The following is a 19,550-nucleotide window of genomic DNA, read 5'->3' on the forward strand; positions in this document are numbered from 1 at the left end:
CAGAGAGGCCCTAGAGAGTCTCCAAGAGGTTCTTGGAGAGCAGCTCGGGAATGAAATCCTCAATCTGCGGCGCGATAACCTCTGCGGGCTGTTCGTAGAGCTCACAGATGGTCTCAATCGCTTCCTCCTCGCTCGTGGGTTCCTCGAAAAGACCCCAGATGATGGAGGCCGAGCCCTGCAGGATAGAGTGCTCCCCGGTGTCTAGATTCGCGATATACGTGGCGGTGGGGGAGTACTTGGCGAACTCCTCGGAATGTACGTAGGCGATATTTTCCGGGATACCATACACGGGCTGAGGGGATTCTGCGGTCATTTTTTCACCTCGATTCCAAAGCGTTCAAAGAACTTGGCACGCACCTCGGCACGCGTGGGGGTACGGCCAAGCTGCATGGCCAGGTGGTCCTTATTGACGAAGAAGATATTCTTCAGGGTGCGTAGCTTATCGCGCAGGGTGGTTGCCGACCGAAGCCGACCAATCCACTGAACGTAGTGGGGGACATCCTGCGAAACGGAAAGCCACAGCAGATAGTCGCGATCGCCTCGGTACTGTTCAAGCCCGCCCATGGCCGCGCTGTAGGCCAGGTTTGAATCGAGCTCGTTGGCACGTTCCTTAAGCCGCTGCCAGTCTGCGTAGGACATGCGGTTCACCAGATAGTTGATATCCGCGCTGTAACGGGACGCAGCTCGGGCGCGGTGTAGCACCACGATAAGGCGCGCATCCAGGTCTGAGGGGACCGTACAGGGCCGGTGAGCGATGAATCGGGTACGGTGGGCTGTCCACACACGGTCAAAGGTCTTCTCGTAGTCACCGTGGCGGCCGAGGCCGGGGAAGAATCGATGAATATCGGTCAGGCCCCAGGAGGCATGGTAGAGGGTCATGGCGTGCTCGAACACTGAGCCCGTCTCAAAGTGGGCCTGGATACGCCAGCCATCCGCCAGGAGAATCTGCACAAAGCGGTCCACCTGCGATGGACGGACCAACAGGTCAGCGTCGGAGCTGTACCTACCCTTGCGGTAAATTTCCTGCGAGAACGCATAGCCCTTGATATGCAGAACGTCGATGGAATGCTTATCGGCTATGTGCTGGAAGTAGGCGTGCGCAAGCCGAATCCGTGCCGCGAGCGGAGTGGTGAGCGGCTCCGGGGTATTGGTGGAGTGAGTGGTCACAATAACCTTTCGGTGCACCGGTCTATACCAAATAAGTATACGGCGGGAGGGACAGAAACACTGCCCTTCCCGCCGTATGTTGCTCCCCGTGGGGAGAGGGTCGAAAGGTTATGCCTTGGGGGCTGAGGACTTCGACTTCGAGGACTTCTTATCGCCGTCCTTACCGTAGCCGTAGTAGGTTGCGTAGCCCACGTAGGTGCTTGCGTAACCGAAGCCGTAGTAGGAGTTACCCAGGCCCTTACGGGGTGCACGGTTCAGAACAAGACCGAAGAGGTTTGCGTTGACCTTCTTCAGGATGCTGGAAGCCTCGGTCATCTGCTCGCGGTGGCTGCGGCCAATCGAACCGACCAGAATCACGCCGTCCACGGAGTGGGAGAGCAACGACGCGTCGGTCACGGGCAGCAGCGGCGGAACGTCGACGACCACGATGAACTCTTCGGAGAGTTCCTTGATGAGCTGGCGCATCTTGTCCGAGCCCAGAAGCTCAGAGGGGTTCGGGGGGATGCGGCCCGCGGGAAGCACGAAGAGGTTCGAATCGCCCAGCTGGTGCACGGCGTTTGCAATCTCCACCTGACCGGCCAGAACCTGGGTCAGACCGACCTTGGCGTCGAGCTTCAGCTTCTTAGCCACGGTCGGGCGGCGGAGGTCGGCGTCAATGAGGATGACGGGTGAACCGGCGTCGGCCAGGGAGCGAGCCAGCGAGAGCGACACGGTCGACTTACCTTCACCGGGTACAGCGGAGGTGACGATGAATGAGCGCGGGGGAGTATCAACATTCACGAAGCGCAGGTTGGTACGCAGCTGACGAATCGATTCCTGCGCGATGTGGTCGTCGGTGTCACCGTTCACGATGTTCTCTTCGTTCAGGTCCTCACTGACGGGCAGCACACCCAGGATGCTTGCGCCGGTTGCCTTGGTGGCGTCGTCACGGGTGCGGATGCGCTGATCCAGTGCGCGGCGCAGGAAGATGGCGGTGTACACCACGACCAGGCCGATAACGGCGCCAATCAGAGTGTTCTGCTGGTAGTTCGGGGAAACCAGCGGCGGGTTGACGCTTGCGTTGTTCAGCGGAATCACACGGACGGTATTGCTGTTTGCCGGGGGGGTTGCCGCAGCGTTGCTATCGCCGTTAACCAGGGCCTGAGCGTTACCGGGGTTCTGCTCAATTTCCTTGATGTAGTCAGCGGTAGCCTGCAGAGCGCTGTTGGCGAGCAGCTGTGCGTTCTTCGGGGAAGAAGCCTGGGCGCTCACGGTAATCAGCGCAGCATTGTCACCTGCAGTTGCGGTGAGGCTAGAACGAATCTGACCGGTGGTTAGGGAGAGCTCAGGGGTGTTCTGCTTAATCTTCTGTGCCACGGCCTCAGAGGAGACGATAGCTGCGTAGGAGCGAGCACGCTCCTTAGCGGCTGTAGAGCCCGAGAGAACATCCACCGTACCGGACTCGCCCACGGTCACGTAGCCCGAGGACGAGGCGGCGTACACCTTCGGCTGCAGGGATGCATAGCCGAAGCCCACCGCGGCACCAATGATGATGCCAATAATCAGCAACCAGAGGTTAGCCCTCGTGGTGCGGAAGAATTCCAAAATGGTCATAGTAGTGAGAATACTCCAGAAAGTTTGAGTTAGTGTGTGCCCGTGACGTGGAGTACTGCCGCGGGCGGTGAAGGGATACGGTATATCCCCTGGGTTGCGGTGTGAAGCTTAGCGGAGCAATCCGAGCAGGTAGCTACCGTAACCGCTCTTGGTAAGCGGGGTAGCAATCTCGCGGAGCTGCTCGTCGGAAAGCCAACCGTGACGCCACGCAATTTCCTCCGGGCAACCGACGGACAGACCCTGACGGCTCTGGACGGTGCGGATGAAGTTAGTGGCATCAGCGAGTGAATCAAAGGTTCCGGTATCGAGCCATGCGGTGCCGCGCGGCAAAACCTCAACCTTCAGTTTACCCTGTTCCAGGTAGACGCGGTTAAGGTCAGTGATTTCCAACTCACCGCGGGGCGAAGGCTTAATCTGTCGGGCGTACTCTACGACCTTCGAATCGTAGAAGTACAGACCCGGAATCGCGTAATCGCTCTTGGGGTTCTCGGGCTTCTCCTCAATAGAGAGGGCATTGAAGTCCTCATCAAATTCCACCACACCGTAGGCGCGGGGATCAGCCACGCGATATGCAAAGACGGTCGCGCCGTCCTTCTGCTCGTAAGTGGCCAGCTGGGTGCCGAGACCGGGGCCGTAGAAAATATTGTCACCGAGCACGAGCGCTACGGGATCATTGCCAATAAAATCGGCGCCCAGAATAAATGCCTGAGCCAGGCCGTCCGGGGAAGGCTGAACTTTATATTCGAGATTAATACCAAAACGAGAACCGTCGCCGAGCAAACGCTTAAACTGCTCCTGATCGGCCGGAGTGGTAATAATCAAAATATCGCGAATACCCGCAAGCATCAGAGTGGACAGCGGGTAGTAAATCATCGGCTTGTCATAGACCGGAGTGAGCTGCTTGCTAATACCCTGAGTGATGGGGTGCAAACGACTACCGGTACCGCCGGCAAGAATAATTCCCTTCATAACTTCTTATTGTGTCATGTTTATCTCTTTGTTGAGGCGTAAAAATCGCTCTTTAGCCGGGTAAAATCTACCGTATGGCTCACATTCTTGTTACCGGCGGTGCCGGTTTTATTGGTTCGAACTTTGTTCACCACCTCATCGATAACACTGATCACACGATTACCGTGCTGGATAAGATGACCTACGCCGCAAATGCTGCGTCTTTGGAAGGTCTTCCCGAATCTCGTTTCAAGCTCGTCGTCGGCGACATTGCGGATCGCGAGCTGGCAGACGAACTGGTCGGCAAGGCTGACGCCGTTGTTCACTACGCAGCGGAGTCTCACAACGACAACTCGCTGGCCAACCCCGAACCCTTTATTCACACCAACCTGGTGGGTACCTTCAGCCTGCTGGAGGCGGTCCGTAAGCACGGTACCCGCTACCACCACATCTCCACCGACGAGGTCTTCGGCGACCTCGAGCTGGACGATCCCGCTAAGTTCACTGAAACCACCCCCTATAACCCCTCCTCCCCGTACTCCTCCACCAAGGCAGGCTCCGACCTGCTTGTGCGCGCCTGGGTTCGTTCCTTCGGCATCGAGGCCACCATCTCGAACTGCTCGAACAACTACGGCCCCTACCAGCACATCGAGAAGTTCATTCCTCGCCAGATCACCAACATCCTCTCGGGCCTGACCCCGAAGCTGTACGGCGAGGGCCTGAACGTTCGTGACTGGATTCACGCATCCGACCACTCCTCGGCCGTGCTGCGCATCCTGGAGCAGGGTAAGATTGGCGAAACCTACCTCATTGGTGCGGACGGCGAAGAGAACAACATCACCGTTCTGCGCACCATCCTGCGCCTGATGGGCAAGGACGAGAACGACTTCGAGCACGTTGTCGACCGCCCCGGTCACGACCTGCGCTACGCCATCGACGGTAGCCGCCTGCGTGCAGAGCTCGGCTGGGAGCCGAAGTTCACCGACTTCGAGTCCGGCCTGGCAGACACCATCAAGTGGTACACCGACAACCGCGGCTGGTGGGAGCCCCTGAAGGCTGAGGTCGAGGCTAAGTACGCGAAGGCTGGTCAGTAATGACCAAGGAGCTGAAGGTTACCGAGACCGAGATTCCCGGCCTGCTCATCATCGACCTGCCGGTGCACGGCGATAACCGCGGCTGGTTTAAGGAGAACTGGCAGCGCGAAAAGATGGTCGCCGCCGGCCTGCCCGACTTCAACCCGGTGCAGAACAACATTTCGTTCAACGCTTCGGTGGGTACCACCCGCGGTATCCACGCCGAGCCCTGGGACAAGTACGTGTCGGTTGCGACCGGCCGCATCTTCGGCGCATGGGTTGACCTGCGTGCCGGCGAGTCCTTCGGCAAGGTCGTCACCGTTGAGCTGGGCCCGGACACCGCAATCTTCGTGCCCCGCGGCGTGGGCAACTCCTTCCAGACCCTGGAAGAGAACACCGCCTACACCTACCTGGTCAACGACCACTGGTCGGCGGATGCGGTATCCGGCTACAGCTTCCTGAACCTGGCCGATGAGACCGTCGCCATCGACTGGCCTATCGACCTGGCAAAGGCTGAGCTCTCCGAGAAGGACCGCAACCACCCGCGCCTGAGCGAGATTAAGCCCCTCGAAGCCGACCCGATCCTGATTATTGGCGCGGGCGGTCAGCTCGGCACCGAGCTGGTTCGCCAGCTGACCGAGCAGAAGGTGCCCTTCCTGGCCGTCGACCGCGACCGCCTGGACCTGGGTAAGCCCGAGCAGTGGCGCGACGCCTTCCGCTGGCGCTCCTTCCGCGCGGTCATCAACGCTGCGGCCTACACCGCCGTGGATCAGGCCGAGACCCCCGAGGGTCGTCGTGAAGCCTGGGCAGCCAACGCCCTGGGCGTGAGCGCGCTCGCCTCCATCTGCGAGGAAGCCAACCTGCCGCTGGTGCACGTGTCCACCGACTACGTCTTCGACGGCTCCCTGCCCCTGGGCGAGGAGTACCCGGAGGATTACCCCCTGGCACCGCTGAGTGTTTACGGCGCGTCCAAGGCAGCCGGTGAGGTTGCCGCCGCCGCATGGCGTAAGCACTACACCCTGCGCACCAGCTGGGTTGTTGGTGCCGGTAAGAACTTCGTGGGCACCATGGCCTCCCTGGCAGAGCGCGGCATCGACCCGTCCGTGGTTGCCGACCAGTGGGGTCGCCCGACCTTCACCCAGGATTTGGCAGCTGCTGCTCTGCACCTGCTCTTCTCGGGCGCGGAATACGGCACCTACAACGTGTCGAACACCGGTGAGGTCATCAACTGGGCCCAGTTCGCCCGCGCGGTGTACGAGGGTACCGGCCACGACCCGGCACGCGTCAGCGACACCACCACCGAGGCCTACTTCGCCAACGTTGAGCTTTTCGCTCACCGTCCGACGAACTCGGCGATGGACCTGTCCAAGCTGATTGCCGCGGGCTTCACCCCGCGCGATCACCGCGAGGCGCTCGCCGCCTACCTTGCAGAAATGGGCTCCTAATCCCTTAAGGATTCGGACTCATACCGCTGACAACAGCATAAAAGGCGTGAAAATCGCCATATCACAGGTTCCCGGCTCTTGAAGAAGAGCCGGGAACCTGTACAATATTGTCTTGGCCAAGGCGGTGGAATACACGAAACGTGTAGGTCCGTAACTGACGGTGGCTGGTTGGAAAGAGATTTCTGGCGCCAGTCCCTATTCCACTTGGCGCATAACTTCTAACCAAGAAAGGGTGGACAACTCATGTCAGATACCATCAAAATTTCAGCTACCGTACGTAGCGACTTCGGCAAGGGCTACGCGCGCCGCATCCGCATGGCAGGCGACATCCCCGCCGTCATCTACGGCCACGGCGAAGAGCCCAAGCACGTAGTACTCCCCGGCCACGCAACCACCCTGGCTGCCCGCGTCCCCAACGCTATCCTCGACCTCGACATCGAAGGTGAATCACACCTCGCAATGATCAAGGACATCCAGCGTCACGCAATCCGCCCCGAACTGCAGCACATCGACCTGCTGACCGTTAAGCGCGGCGAGCGCGTTGAGATTGAGGTTCCTGTACACGTTGAAGGCGAGCCTGCTGTTGGCGCCGTTGCTAACCAGGAAGAAACCGTTCTTCTGGTTGAAGCTGACGCACTGAAGGCACCCGAAGCTTTGACCGTGAGCATCGAAGGCCGCGAAGCTGGCGCTCACGTTCTGGCATCAGACGTTGAACTGCCCTCAGGCGTAACCCTGGTTGCAGACGCTGAACTGCTGATCGTTAACGTTTCTGAGCCCGAGGAACTCGACGTTCCCGAGCCCGGTGAAGAAGGCGAAAACGCACCCGAGGGTGACATCGTTGAAGCTTCCGAGGAATCAGATCAGGCTGGCGAAGCTCACGACTCAGATAACTCAAAGCACTAGACCGCGCCCTGCGCCTAGCGCAAGCGCAACAATGATTTGTGGATGGCCCGCCGCTACCTCTCTTCTGAGGTGGTAGCGGGCCATACTCATAGAATGGTGTAGTCCATGAATTTTCTAAAAACCTTTTACAGCGCCGTGGAAAGGGCGAAGATATGTCTGATGCGTGGCTCATTGTTGGTCTGGGGAACCCGGGCCCGGAGTACGAGAAAACCCGCCACAATATCGGCCAGATGGTCCTGGACGAGCTCGCCAAGGAAGTTGGCGGCAGCTTCAAGAAGCATTCCAAGGCATCCGCGGTCGTGGTGGAGGGGCGCCTGGGCTTCGGCGGCCCCAAGGTGGTGCTCATGAAGTCCCTCGGCTACATGAACACCTCGGGCGGCCCCGTTAGCGCCATCGCCAAGTTCTACGATATTAACCCCGACCGTATCATCGCGGTCCACGACGAGCTCGACATCCCCTTCGACACCATCAAGCTTAAGATTGGCGGGGGAGAGGGCGGCCATAACGGTCTGCGCGACATCACCAAGGCTCTGGGCACCAAGGACTACTACCGTGTGCGTACCGGCATCGGTCGTCCGCCCGGACGCATGGACACCGCGGACTTCGTGCTCAAACCCTTCAGCAGTACCGAGGCGAAGGCTCTGCCGTTCCTCATCTCGAACGCCGCGGATGCAACCGTCATGCTCATCAAGGAGGGCCTACAGGCTACCCAGCAGCGCTACCACGGGGCCGCATCCTAGCCGATTGCCTCGCCGCTGTGCGCCCCGCGAACTAGGCTCTACCTAACTATGCAAGAGCCACTCAAGGGAATAAGCTAGAAAAGAATGACGTTATACGCTCCACGACGGGAAAATACCCGCCCCGTGGAGCGTATGAGCGAGAGAAGAAGGTCCCCGTGGCTGAATACTCCACCCCCGCCAATATCCCCCTGAGCGACGACGTTGTGCGTCAGCTCCGCCGGGACTTCCCGATCCTCAACACCGAGGTCAACGGGCACCCCCTGGTCTACCTGGATTCCGGGGCTACGAGCCAGAAACCCCTGCAGGTTCTCGACGCAGAACGCGACTTCTACCTGCGCGCCAACTCCGCCGTACACCGCGGCGCGCACACCCTTGCCGTCGAGGCGACCGACCTCTTCGAGGACGCTCGCCGCACCGTGGCCGGCTTCGTGGGTGCCACGGAGGAGGAGCTGGTGTGGACCTCCAACGCCACCGAGGCGCTGAACCTCATCGCCTACAGCATCGGTAACGCCTCCCAGGGCATCGGCGGCAAGCCTGCCGAGCGTTTTGCGCTGGGCCCCGGCGACGAAATCGTCACCACCGAGATTGAGCACCACGCGAACCTGATTCCCTGGCAGATTCTTGCCCAGCGCACCGGCGCAACCCTGCGCCACATCCCCGCCACCGAGGACGGCCGCATCGACTACGAGGCCGCCGAGGGCATCGTCAATGAGAAGACCCGCATCCTGGCCTTCACCCATGTCTCCAACGTGACCGGCGCGATTACCGACGTGCCGCGCCTGGTGTCTCTGGCCCGCAAGCACGGCGCACTCGTCGTGCTGGACGCCTGCCAGTCCGTACCGCACATGCCCGTGGACTTCCATGCCCTGGACGTCGACTTCGCCGCCTTCTCCGGTCACAAGATGCTGGCTCCCACCGGCATCGGTGCCCTCTACGGCCGCGCGGAACTGCTGAACGCCCTGCCGCCCTTCCTGACCGGCGGCTCCATGATCACCCGCGTCGGGCTGCAGGACGCCGAGTACATGCCCGCCCCCATCAAGTTTGAGGCCGGCACCCAGCGCGTCTCGCAGGCGGTCGCCTTCGCCGCCGCCGTGCGCTACCTGCAGCACCTGGGCATGGAGAACGTTGAAGCGTGGGAACACGAGCTGGGCGCTCGCCTGGTTGAGGGCGTGCAGAAGATCGAGGGCGTGCGCCTGCTGGGCCCGACCGATCCCGCCCAGCGCGCGGGCCTGGTGGCCCTCGCCATTGACGGTGTGCACCCGCACGACGTGGGCCAGCTGCTCGATACGCAGGGTATCGCCGTGCGCGTGGGTCACCACTGCGCGCAGCCGCTGCACCGCTGCGCCGGCGTGACCGCCTCGACCCGCGCCTCCACCTACATCTACAACACGACCGAGGACGTGGACGCGTTCCTGAAGGCTCTCGCCGAGGTGCGCCCCTACTTCGGCCTCTAACCTCTACGGCGCGCACGGCGGGCATACCCGGGCCGCCGTGCGCGGCCGCGTTATCCTCACTAGACGATTCAACACACGGAAGAAGACCAAAATGTCTCTCGAAGCTCTCTACCAGGACATCATCCTGGAGCATTCTAAGGAGCGCATCGGCGAGCACCTCGTGGAGGTTCCCGCCGGCCATGCGAGCGCTGATAACCACCAGTACAACCCCACCTGCGGCGACGAGATCAACCTGCGCGTGGTGCTCTCTGACGAGCTGAAGGACGGGGAGAAGACCATTGAGTCGGTCTCCTGGGAGGGCGACGGCTGCTCCATCTCGATGGCGGCTGCTTCCGTGCTCTCGGATATGGCTCCGGGCATGACCCTCTCTGAGCTGCAGCGCCACGTGGATGCGTTCCGCGAGATGCTGCGTTCCCGCGGCCAGGTGACCCTGGACGAGGAGGAGTACGGCGATATGGCTGCCTTCGCGGGCGTTTCGAAGTTTGTGGCTCGCGTGAAGTGCGCGATGCTCTCCTGGGTAGCCGTCGAGGAGGCCGCCAAGGAAGCCGCTCTGGAGGACTAGCACAGCCCGCGCGGCTCCCACCAGCTCCTTGCTGGGCGGCCCAAAGATGATCGCAACGGAATGAGGCGGACGCTACAGCGCGTCCGCCTCATTCCGCGTTTTATCCGAGCCCCGCGGGAAAAGATGACTGGTAAAATAATAGGTGCGGTTCGCCTAACCAGCGCCCCGCGAGGAACCTTTTTCGGACCAGCCCCGCCCGCATGAACGGGGCGGATGCGTTCCTCACCCTCCGACTCCTTCGGGGCGCCGGAGTGACCATCGCCGCTACCAACCACAAGGAACCCCTCATGATTATTGGCTACGCCGCAGGTGCCTACGACCTCTTCCACTACGGTCACCTCGAGATTCTCCGCAAGGCCAAGGAGAACTGCGACTACCTGATCGCAGGCGTCGTGCACGACGATGTCCTCGAAGTCACCAAGGGCCGCCGCCCCGTCATCCCCATTGAGGAGCGCGCCGCCATCGTCAGCCACATCGATTACGTGGACGAAGTGCACATCGAAACCACCCCCGACAAGCTCGAAACCTGGAAGCAGAAGCCCTTTAACGTCTTCTTCAAGGGCGACGACTGGAAGGGCACCGAGAAGGGCCTCGCCCTCGAGGAACGCTTCGCCGAGGTGTGCGTGGAGGTGCACTACTTCCCCTACACCGAGCACACCTCCAGCACCAAGCTGCGCAAGGTCGTCGACCTGCTCGAGGCCGAGCACGACCTGCGCGCGGAGATGCACCGCTTCGCTGAGCTGCTGGGGGACCGCGAGTACTCCGAGGCGATTATCGCCTCCTAAAACCCTGCCGCTCTCGTGACCCCCAAGACGCATAAATCCCCGCCACCCAATCGGGTGGCGGGGATTCTTTAACCCTCGTGAGGACTAGCGGTACGCCGGCCTACTGGGCGGGAAAGATTAGCGCTGAAACGATTAGCGCTGAGCAATCCACTTCTCGGCGGAGGTGCCCAGAACCTTCAGCACGCGGCCAACCTGCGGCTCGGCAGCGGCGGCAATCTTCTTGCCCACCAGCGGGATGGAGCAGGAAACCTCGCCGTTGACGTCCAGACGGGTCTTGTCGCCCTCGGGAATCAGGTGCTGGGTGGCGCTGGCCGAAACGGGAATACCGTTGACCTTCACCTCGGTTGCGACGGTGCGCGCACCGTCAGCCGCGGGGGCGCTCACGTTGTCCACCTGGGTCATGGAGACGCCGTTGCCCACGAACTTGCGGGCGATATCCGGAACGCGGTCGGCCGGGATGGTGCGCTCGGTGGTTGCGGTGAACTCGGCGGAGGTGTCACCGGAGACCGAGAAGCTACCGAACTCAACGCCCACCTCGGAGCAGACGAAGCGTGCGAAATCCTCGCTGGAGAAAGCCTCGACGACCTGGTCGACGCTAGCATTGATGACGGTCGATTCCTGAACTGCCATGAAATTTTCCTTTCGTAGTGCGCGATAAACCCCGCGCATCATTCCTCTCTAGGATACGGTGCGCGGGGTTTCGCAACCTAATAATACGATGCGAATTCTGCCGAGAATACGCCGTGGGCAGATAGCGGCAACGGGCCTATACCCGCAGGTCACCGCGTTCTCGGTCGGAGGTTCGCGTGCCGGTCTAAGATGCAAGACTCAGGGGCGTCTTGCACGAATAGGGGAGCGGACCGAAATATTCAGCCCGTGCTGCTAGGCGCCGGTACAGGGCGCTTACTAGGCGCTGGGAGCCATGGCGTCGATGCGTGCCATCTCGGCCTTACCCGCACGGTGCGCGCGGACGGCCTGCTTGCAACGGCCCCAGAAGGAATCGCGGCGGTGAATCTTACCGGCCAGTAGGTCGTGCAGCTCCTCACCCAGCTGGGCCGCGGAGATTTCCGGAGTGGAGACGTAGGGCTCGGCGGTGCGGAAGAGAGAGGGGTTCGACAGCGCCAGATCCAGCTTGTGGAAGAGGTCCTCGCGGCTCTCCACCACAACGGCGTGGCCGCGCTTCTCCATCAGAGCGGTGAAGGGGACCTGATGGTTATCGACAACCTCGTCAAACTCCGCGCGGCGCGGAACGGCCAGGGGCAGGGCACCGGTGCGGCGCGCATCCTGGATGGAACCGGGGCCGCCCTGAACCAGCACAACGCTTGCGTTGGCGTAGTAGTCCAGCAGCTCGGCCGCGGGAAGAAGCTTCAGATTATCCGCGTGCTTAATGGGTGCGGTGTGGCCATGCTGCACGAGGCAGGTGACCTGCGGGTGAGCCTCAAGGTAGGCCTCGACCCAGCGCAGAAGACGGTCAAAAGTGTGAACGTCGGTGCCAAGAGAAACCACCAGATCGTATGTCTTCGTCGGGATGCGAACCGGTGCGACAGCGGGGGTAAATACAGGCAGGTCGAACTTGGCGGTATCGACACTGACCTGGGGGAAGTTCTGAATAGACATCGCCTATTCCTCTCTATGTATTTATCGGTAGTAACCCCGCATATCCGATGCAAAAATCCGGAGGGCATCGTATGGATATACGTGGTGGCGTCGTGCCGGAGAGAATGGTGAGTAATCCCCGCATACGCTTCTCTGACGAGTGGTTAGTTCGTGTGGATGGTGAGTCCTCAGCGGAGCGCACGACCTTTATGTATCTGTATGTTTAATAAATACTATACCCCGAAAATAATACCCTCTATGCACTGGAAGGTATTATTTTCGGGATAGGTTAATCACTCTTAAAAAATGGGGTGAATTACGCGAGAATCGGGGAAATTCTTCTGCTGTTCATCGCTCTGAACAATGATGCGATCAGCAATGGTGTACAGCATTTTACCCGTCATCGTCGGCAGAGTCGGGCGGTCAAAACACTCGATGTACAGGGTCTTTACCCGGAAAAGCTTCGCCGCAATAAAGAACGGGACCGCGACACCCGCACCGGCGGAAACCACCGCATCCGGACGTTCCTTCGGAAAAATTCGAAACGCCAAGAAAAGGTTGCGAATAGCATTCTTAATATTGCGCGTCGTCGGATAGTACGCCCAATAAGTCTTCTCATCGGCCAGCGAGGATTCCACGTCGGGCTGCTTAAAGCTAACCCACACGCGATCGTAATCCTGCCAGGCGGCGGCGGTAGCCGTCAGGTGCTTCAAATGGCCACCGCTGCTGGAAACCAACAGGAGTTTGGGCCGAGCCTGGGCGGAGGTTGCCTCAGTCATAAGTATTCTCCTAATACCCCACAAAGGGAGAAACAAAAATGTGATGAGCGGTCGGGGCTCGACAAACCGGAATCGCCGAGCCCCGCACCATAGAGTGAATACCCGCGCGGGTGCGCCCCGACGCTACTCGCGGTCCAGGAAGACCGCCAGGGAGGTGACGCCCTCCAACTGCTCCAGCTGCTGGAACAGCTCACGCACCGACTTCAGCGAAGTAGCTGCGGTGACCGGAACCAGGGCCAGGCCGGCAGCCTGCACGAAACGCAGCTGGGTGGACAGGGGAGTGGCGGTGCTCAGGCTGATGACCAGCGGAGCCTCGCTCTTGGTCACCATCGATTCGGGAGTGTAACGGGTCAGGTCCTCGCGTACCGAAGCGTAATCGGTGAAGCGTGCGTACTCGCTGGGCAGGACGCGCTTCAGCATCTGGTACAGGTGCTCCACGCCGCGGTCGGTGCCCGGCAGAATCACCACGCCGGAGGCGCCGGCGCTCTTGATATCACCATCGGGAGCACCCACAGTGCGCAGCAGCATGAAGGCATCGTTCGCCTCCGAGGTCGAACCCAGCTCGTGCACGGGGATACCGGCATCCTGCAGGCGGTCAGCGTAGCCGACGTTGCGCATCATGCGGTCGCGGCCGTACGCCAGAACCAGGCCGATCAGCAGACCCGCCACGGCGCCGACAATACCCAGCTTCACCGGGCCAAGAGCCGAGGAAGAAGAAGGAACCTGAGCCTGGCTCATCACGCGGCCACCGGTAGTAGAAGTCAGCTGAATCTGAGCGCGACGCTCCTGCAGCTGGGATACCAGGGCGTTGCGGTTCGCATCCCCCTCCGCGGCGGCAATCTGCTCGTCCAGCTGCTTGGTTGCCGAGTCCACGCTGCTCTTGAGCGCATCGGAACGGACCTGCAGGTAGGAGTTTGCCATCGCGTTCGCGTAACGTGCGGCGTCGTCCGGGTTGGAGCGGGTGACCTCGATATCCAGCACCGAGGTCTGGGAGGTGCCGGTCACCTTCACTGAGTTCATGAGGCGGCTGGTCAGCTGCGCCTCGGAGAGAGTATCGCCCTCGCTAATCAGGGTCTTAGCAGCCTGGGTAGCCACCTCACGAGAGGAAGCCACGCGAGACTCGGTGGCAATGTCGACCTTGGCGGAGTTGGCGCTACCGGTACCGGCCGGGTCCACCACCATCGGGTAGACCACCAGGGAAGCCTTGGCGGTGTACTTGCCGTTGGTCATGTAGCCGTAGGCCGCACCGGCCAGGGCGAACACCACGACCGATACCAGGATCAGCACGGGATGACGAAGAATACGGCGAACCTGGCTACCCAGCGTCACCGAGGAAGTGTGAGAGGTGTTATCCATGAGGACATCCTTGGAAGAGAAAACGGATACTAATATCGGAGAAAGTTTGGAAGGTTAGGAGGCGGCGGACTTCGCGCGGCGGGCCGACAGGAATCGCTCGATGCCCAGCGCCTTGCGGAAGCGGAAGAGCACACCGCCGTACACCGGCACCAGAAGCACCACGTACACAATCACGCCCAGCACGCTCTGCCCCAGCAGAAGCAGCGCCACCAGCGCACACGCCGTGGGTACCGCGGCCCCCAGGAACAGCGAGGGAGCCATCTCACGCCACGAGGCGCGGATACCCACCAGGCGGAACACCTGATAGCTGGCCAGGAACGTATCGATGAGCAGAGCCGAAGACCAGGCCGTTACCGCACCGTACAGCCCCCACACGGGAACCAGGGTGAAGTTCAGGACCACGGCCACAACCAGCGAGGACAGCTTATTCAGCAGCTGCCAGCGGCTCTTACCGCTCATTAGCAGCACCGACTGCACGCCACCGGCACTCATCGAGAGCATCGCCGCCGGGCAAATTACCCAGAGGATGCCCGCGCCGGACTCGAAGCCCTTACCGAAGAAATGCAAGAGCACGGGTCCGAAGAACGCCAGGGACAGGTAGAAGGGCCACGACAGAGCCGTCAGCACACGAGTGGTGGACAGGAAGATATCCCGAGCTCGATCCAGCTGGCGGGTCGCCAGCGCCGCGCTAATCGACGGACCGGTCACCACGCGACCGGTGTGCTCAATCATGGTGCCCACGCGGACGCAACGGTTGACCGCGCCGTAGACGCCGCCGGCGGCCGCGCCCAGGAAGGCCGTCACCACCAGCACGTCAATCCACTCCAGGATTGTTTCGACCACGGTGGCCACGCCTCGGGCTGAGCTGAAGCTCCAGAAAGAACGGAAAGTCTCCTCCGGGGAATCCTCGGAAGGCAAGACCTCCACGTGTTCCTCATTCGGGAAGGCACGTTCCAACAGCCACAACGCCACAATAGCGGTAATCGCCACCGGAACGGTCCAGGCATACACCAGGTCCATCAGCTGACCCGAGAAGAGCACCACCAGCCCCACCGCGCCAAAGCGCAGCGTCGGCAGCAACACGTTCTGGAGCATCGTAAAGGTCACCACGCGGTGCAGACCGCGCAACGCCCCGAAGAAAACCGTCATGAGCGCCGCAACCAGCACAAAGGCCGAACTGACGCGCATGGCCGCTTGATACTCGGGAGCCATCGGCACCAGGGACGAGTACACGTACACGCCCACAACGAGGAAAACCGACGTCACCAGCGAGGGCACGAGGCCGTAGCGGATGAGCTGCGGAAGTAGCCCGTAGCGCCCCAGGGCACGCTGCGCCGAGATGGTGCGCACCAGACCGGTATCCGCACCGAAGGTTACGAGCGAAATCGCGATGGCGAAGAGAGCCATAAGGCGGAAGAACTCACCCGAACCTGCCGCGCCAATACCGTTGGAAACCACCATTGTGGTCACGAACGCGATGCCGGCACCGTAGATTACGCACAGCGAAGCTAGCGAACCGCTCTTGGCGAGGCTGGGCTGCTTTTTGCCCTGCGCCGGCTTTGCCGTCTGAACCGCGCTCGCGGGGGTAGCCTCGCTTGTGGTTCCCTCCTGCACCATGCGGTGAGGCCCGCCGCGATGTGCACCACCCGGGCGCGCATCTGCGGCTGCGGCCGAAGCAACGGCGGGGGAGGACCCGAGGAGAACCGAATCGTCCCCGGCAGGCGCGAAGCCCTGAGCGGGAGGCACAATCGACAGGGCCGTAGTGGCCGGGAAACGACCCGAACGGATATCGTCCACGGTGGGGGCGAAATCGTACCCGTACTCTTCGGCTAGCGCGACATCCTCGGCCTGGGTTTCCGCCTCCTCACGCAGGCGGGCCCGGCGGCGGGGGTGCTCGCCTCCCGAGGTTATCTCAGCGGGATTCGTCATAGGCCCTCACCCTCCCGAATCGAGCGGAGGCAAGCCATCGAGGCGAGCAGCAGGATACTCAGCTGCGCGATATCGAAGCTGTAGAAGATGAAGACGACGCAACTAGCCACCGGCAGACTGTGCAGCCAGTACCCCGCTGCGGTCTTCACTCGGGCCCCCGCCACCACCGTGCTCAAGATGAAGAGCAGGAACAGTGCCAGACCCACAAAACCGAAGCAGAACATGAGGGTCCACAGGTAGCCCTGGGTACCCATCGACACACCGATGCTCGGCTCCATGCGAGGGGTTCCATAACCGATGATGGGGGACTCGAGCGTAGCCTTCCACGTGGCCCGGTATAGGGCAGCACGTCCACCCGTCGAATCGGAGTAATCCTGTCGACCCAGAATGTGGTCCACAGTACCGGAGGCGAAGAGAGCCACCACCACAGCCATAATCGCCGCAACACCGATACCCACGGCGCGCCAATTGGCAGCCAGGAATTGACGTAGCAGCACGTAGGCGGCGCTGATGCCCAGGCCAATGAACATGCCTCGGTTACTGGTAGCAATCGCGGGGACCGTGGAGAGGGCCATCGCGATGAGCAGCGCGATACGCGTCCAGATGGAGCGCAGACGCAACAGGCAAGCGAGCATCACCGGGGTGAGTAGCGTGTAGGCCAGACCCCAACTATTGGCGTAGGGGAAAGGCGCGGAGGGGCGCACATACGCTTCGGGGGCACCCCAGGGGCGCTGCACCTCCGCCAGGGGAGGCAGCATGTAGTCGCGTACGAGCGGGTTCTGCATGAAGCCCGAGGGCATGATGAAGCTCATGGGGGTGCGCAGACGGAACTCGGGGAAGAACACGCCGCCGTAACCGAGCACAATGAGCGTGCCCCACAGGGTCGCCAGGCCGCCCAGCAGCTTGTTGAGGCTGATGGAAGTCCGAGCGTTGTAGTAGTAGAGGGCGTAGACTCCGGCGCTGAGGATGTTCACGAAGCGCAGACCCCAGCCGATAATGTCGGTGGAGCGGGTCAGCGCGAGCGCCGCAACCACAACCCACAGGCTAAATGCGGCCCACACCCACATCGGGCCGGGCACCCGCACATTACCTCGGATGATGAGGTAAAAGAGCATGATGGCGGCCAGCACAATCGGAGCGATCTGCAGGACGCCCAGCGCCCACAGCGCGGGGAAACCGTAGAGCAGCGTCATGAGCGGCCAAGCCGGCAGCTTCTTCTGCGCGACCGGCTCCGGATGCAGCCGCACCCGGGCGCGCGCAATCGCGCTGGGAAGCCCCGTCGAGGAGTCCTTCAGCGCGAGTGGCGAGGTACCCGGATAGGAGGGAACGGATGAAGTAACCATGTCTGTGCGGTATCCGGGTTAGAGGCCTCGGCCAGTCTTCTGGACGAGCTCGAGCAGGGTCGCGGGCTTAATAATGCCGGTGGAGACCACGTAGGCGGCCCAGGCACGCAGCTGCTTGGGGTCGCGGCGCAACGCGGCGCGTGCGTAGGCGCGCGCCTCCTTATTGTTGCCCAGGGATGCCTGAGCGTACGCGACCTGACCGGCAATGCGGGCAAGGCCCTTGGGATCCTGCTCGAACTCGGGGAACTTACGCAGGATGTAGGTCAGCCCGTCCACCATGGACTGCCACTTGCCCGAGAAGAAGGAGGGACGATCCCAGAGCACCAGAATCAGCGGCTCGGGCACGCTCAGGATATCGCCGGTGCGGGTCGCGCGCAGCAGCAGGTCGTAGTCCTCGCCGTAGGCGGCGGGCAGTTCCTCATCGACTAGGCCGATGCGGGCGGGCGCACCGTCGACACCGAGCAGATCCTCGCGGGAGTACAGCATGGCGGAGGGGTGAATCTCGGTGATGCGAGAGCGCAGGAAATCCGCGAAGGTTGCGCGCTCGGGTGCCAGGCGCACGATGTCCTGGCCGCCGGAGCGCACGGTGATGCCCGAGGAGATACCCGCGGCCTCGGGGTTTTCGCGCCAGAGGGCAACCTGCTGGGTGAGCTTGGAAGGCACCCAGTAATCGTCGTCGTCGCAGAAGCCAATCATGGCGCCGGTCGAGGCGAGGATACCGCTGTTGCGGCCGCCGGCCAGGCCGCCGGTGCGGGTGTTGGAGACGATCTTCAGGGCACGGTTTTCGCCGACCTCGATGTCTTCGAGGCGGTCGGGCTCAACGCGGTCGAACACGACGATGACCTCGACGAAGCCGCGGTAGCTCTGGTCCAGGATGGAGCGCACGGCCACGCGCAGCAGCTCGGGGCGCTTGCCGTTGGTCGCGATGACTGCGGAGACGGCGGGGTTGCGAGAGGTGAAGTGCATCATTGGTCTTTCTCCTTACTCGGCGGGGGTGGACAGGCTGACGTACTTGCGGCGCATAGACACCAGAATCGTGGCGGCGTTGGCGAGCAGCAGCAGGGCGTACACGACCACGAAGAGCGGACCAAAGCCGAGGAAGATGTAAATCCAGCAGAGGGTTCCGGCGTCCATGTGCAGGTTGACGAAGGAACGCAGGGGGCCACCGGTCGGGGGAGCGGCGGTCTTGCGGTTATTGCGCAGCTGCTCGGCAAGAATCTGGCTCATGAAGTGGCCCGCGGTGAGAGCGGTGAAAATCATGGGCATGGCGATAAGCCAGCCGTTGAAGGCGTGGGACCCGCTGAAGGAGTAGTGCGCGGGGTACAGGAAGAAGGAGAGCAGGGTGGCCATGTGCACGGAGGGCACTCGAATCGAGTCGACCACGTGGTCGAGCCATTCGCCGGCGGGGGAGGATGCGCCGGTCACGCGGGCTACCTGGCCGTCGGCGGAGTCCAGGCCGTAACCGAGCGCGAAGAGCAGGGCTACGCAGATGCCCACACCCACGGAGGGCGGGCAGGCGATGAGCACGATAAGACCGGCTGCGGAGCAGGCGGCGGAGATGGCGGTGACTCCGTTGGGAGTGATGCCCAGGGCCACGGCGGAGGCAGCAAAGTAGCGGGCGACGCGACGGTTGACCCAGCGGGTGTAGGCGGGCACGCCAATACCGGGCTTTTGAGCGGCCTCCAGGGAACGCAGGGTGCTGGAGAAGGTGGCGGCGAATCCCGATGAGGGGGTTGAATTCGGGGTGTGAGGTGCCTCGGAGGTGGACATGCACAATTCCTTTGAATCGGTGAGAGGAGTGAAGGAGAGCGAATTACTCCCTTTCGGGATGGGCGCGAGAAAGTCCGGAAGTCTCGCCTAAGAAATGAGTGGTTAGC

General features: G+C 61.8%; 19 protein-coding genes. 7 read left to right on the forward strand and 12 right to left on the reverse strand.

All coding sequences use genetic code 11. The features are described from left to right. Positions 1-10: 10 nt before the first annotated feature. The 4 genes from HMPREF2630_RS01085 to rfbA form a co-directional block, all read right to left on the reverse strand. On the reverse strand, positions 11-313 hold the full coding sequence (locus HMPREF2630_RS01085; protein ID WP_049343038.1) for a PqqD family protein: 303 nt from the start codon (positions 311-313) through the stop codon (positions 11-13). After that, the gene (locus HMPREF2630_RS01090) at positions 310-1,167 is read right to left on the reverse strand and encodes a nucleotidyltransferase family protein (RefSeq protein WP_083298869.1); all 858 of its coding nucleotides are present in this window, start codon (positions 1,165-1,167) and stop codon (positions 310-312) included. Before HMPREF2630_RS01090 ends, HMPREF2630_RS01085 begins: the two co-directional genes overlap by 4 nt. 108 nt (positions 1,168-1,275) lie before the next feature. After that, a complete protein-coding gene (locus tag HMPREF2630_RS01095) occupies positions 1,276-2,760 on the reverse strand; it encodes a tyrosine-protein kinase domain-containing protein (protein WP_070483001.1) in 1,485 nt (494 codons plus the stop codon). Between the two features lie 108 nt (positions 2,761-2,868). Then, a complete protein-coding gene (rfbA, locus tag HMPREF2630_RS01100) occupies positions 2,869-3,729 on the reverse strand; it encodes a glucose-1-phosphate thymidylyltransferase RfbA (protein WP_049332948.1) in 861 nt (286 codons plus the stop codon). Between the two features lie 74 nt (positions 3,730-3,803). Between rfbA and rfbB the strand changes: the two genes are divergently transcribed. The 7 genes from rfbB (at position 3,804) to HMPREF2630_RS01135 (ending at position 10,670) form a co-directional block, all read left to right on the forward strand. Beyond that, positions 3,804-4,802, forward strand: coding sequence for a dTDP-glucose 4,6-dehydratase (rfbB, locus tag HMPREF2630_RS01105; protein ID WP_049332946.1), 999 nt, complete (start codon positions 3,804-3,806; stop codon positions 4,800-4,802). Next, positions 4,802-6,226 (forward strand): dTDP-4-dehydrorhamnose reductase, encoded by a 1,425-nt coding sequence (rfbD, locus tag HMPREF2630_RS01110; RefSeq protein ID WP_070483003.1) that lies wholly within the window; start codon positions 4,802-4,804, stop codon positions 6,224-6,226. Before rfbB ends, rfbD begins: the two co-directional genes overlap by 1 nt. 243 nt (positions 6,227-6,469) lie before the next feature. Next, positions 6,470-7,129 (forward strand): 50S ribosomal protein L25/general stress protein Ctc, encoded by a 660-nt coding sequence (locus HMPREF2630_RS01115; protein ID WP_012904012.1) that lies wholly within the window; start codon positions 6,470-6,472, stop codon positions 7,127-7,129. Positions 7,130-7,281: 152 nt separating this feature from the next. Beyond that, the gene (gene pth / locus HMPREF2630_RS01120; protein WP_070483006.1) at positions 7,282-7,869 is read left to right on the forward strand and encodes an aminoacyl-tRNA hydrolase; all 588 of its coding nucleotides are present in this window, start codon (positions 7,282-7,284) and stop codon (positions 7,867-7,869) included. Between the two features lie 155 nt (positions 7,870-8,024). Then, positions 8,025-9,323 carry a cysteine desulfurase gene (locus tag HMPREF2630_RS01125; RefSeq protein ID WP_070483009.1) on the forward strand — a complete coding sequence of 433 codons (1,299 nt, stop codon included), beginning with the start codon at positions 8,025-8,027 and terminating at the stop codon, positions 9,321-9,323. 91 nt (positions 9,324-9,414) lie between these two features. Continuing rightward, positions 9,415-9,885, forward strand: coding sequence for a Fe-S cluster assembly sulfur transfer protein SufU (gene sufU, locus HMPREF2630_RS01130; RefSeq protein WP_049343045.1), 471 nt, complete (start codon positions 9,415-9,417; stop codon positions 9,883-9,885). 287 nt (positions 9,886-10,172) lie between these two features. After that, on the forward strand, positions 10,173-10,670 hold the full coding sequence (locus HMPREF2630_RS01135) for an FAD synthase family protein (RefSeq protein WP_070483012.1): 498 nt from the start codon (positions 10,173-10,175) through the stop codon (positions 10,668-10,670). A gap of 132 nt (positions 10,671-10,802) precedes the next feature. On the opposite strand, the gene HMPREF2630_RS01140 is transcribed toward HMPREF2630_RS01135, so the two are convergent. The 8 genes from HMPREF2630_RS01140 to HMPREF2630_RS01175 all read right to left on the reverse strand — a co-directional run bounded on the left by HMPREF2630_RS01140 (position 10,803) and on the right by HMPREF2630_RS01175 (position 19,443). Next, positions 10,803-11,300: a DUF2505 domain-containing protein gene (locus HMPREF2630_RS01140; protein ID WP_049332932.1), complete on the reverse strand. Its 498-nt coding sequence runs from the start codon at positions 11,298-11,300 to the stop codon at positions 10,803-10,805. 276 nt (positions 11,301-11,576) lie between these two features. Next, positions 11,577-12,287, reverse strand: coding sequence for a glycosyltransferase (locus HMPREF2630_RS01145; protein WP_070483017.1), 711 nt, complete (start codon positions 12,285-12,287; stop codon positions 11,577-11,579). Positions 12,288-12,565: 278 nt separating this feature from the next. Next, complete coding sequence (gene pssD, locus HMPREF2630_RS01150) at positions 12,566-13,045, reverse strand: PssD/Cps14F family polysaccharide biosynthesis glycosyltransferase (RefSeq protein WP_049332927.1); 480 nt, start codon at positions 13,043-13,045, stop codon at positions 12,566-12,568. A gap of 123 nt (positions 13,046-13,168) precedes the next feature. Continuing rightward, positions 13,169-14,401 carry a GumC domain-containing protein gene (locus tag HMPREF2630_RS09155; protein WP_049332924.1) on the reverse strand — a complete coding sequence of 411 codons (1,233 nt, stop codon included), beginning with the start codon at positions 14,399-14,401 and terminating at the stop codon, positions 13,169-13,171. Between the two features lie 54 nt (positions 14,402-14,455). Then, positions 14,456-16,330: an oligosaccharide flippase family protein gene (locus HMPREF2630_RS09160; RefSeq protein ID WP_070483021.1), complete on the reverse strand. Its 1,875-nt coding sequence runs from the start codon at positions 16,328-16,330 to the stop codon at positions 14,456-14,458. Further along, a complete protein-coding gene (locus tag HMPREF2630_RS01165; protein ID WP_070483024.1) occupies positions 16,327-17,673 on the reverse strand; it encodes an O-antigen ligase family protein in 1,347 nt (448 codons plus the stop codon). The genes HMPREF2630_RS09160 and HMPREF2630_RS01165 overlap by 4 nt, the downstream gene beginning before the upstream one ends. A gap of 18 nt (positions 17,674-17,691) precedes the next feature. Beyond that, positions 17,692-18,642, reverse strand: coding sequence for a glycosyltransferase family 2 protein (locus HMPREF2630_RS01170; protein WP_049343052.1), 951 nt, complete (start codon positions 18,640-18,642; stop codon positions 17,692-17,694). A 12-nt stretch (positions 18,643-18,654) separates the two neighbouring features. Continuing rightward, a complete protein-coding gene (locus HMPREF2630_RS01175; RefSeq protein ID WP_070483027.1) occupies positions 18,655-19,443 on the reverse strand; it encodes a CDP-alcohol phosphatidyltransferase family protein in 789 nt (262 codons plus the stop codon). Positions 19,444-19,550: the final 107 nt, after the last annotated feature.

The sequence above is a fragment of the Rothia sp. HMSC072B03 genome (genome assembly GCF_001809565.1).
GTDB classification, from domain to species: domain Bacteria; phylum Actinomycetota; class Actinomycetes; order Actinomycetales; family Micrococcaceae; genus Rothia; species Rothia mucilaginosa_A.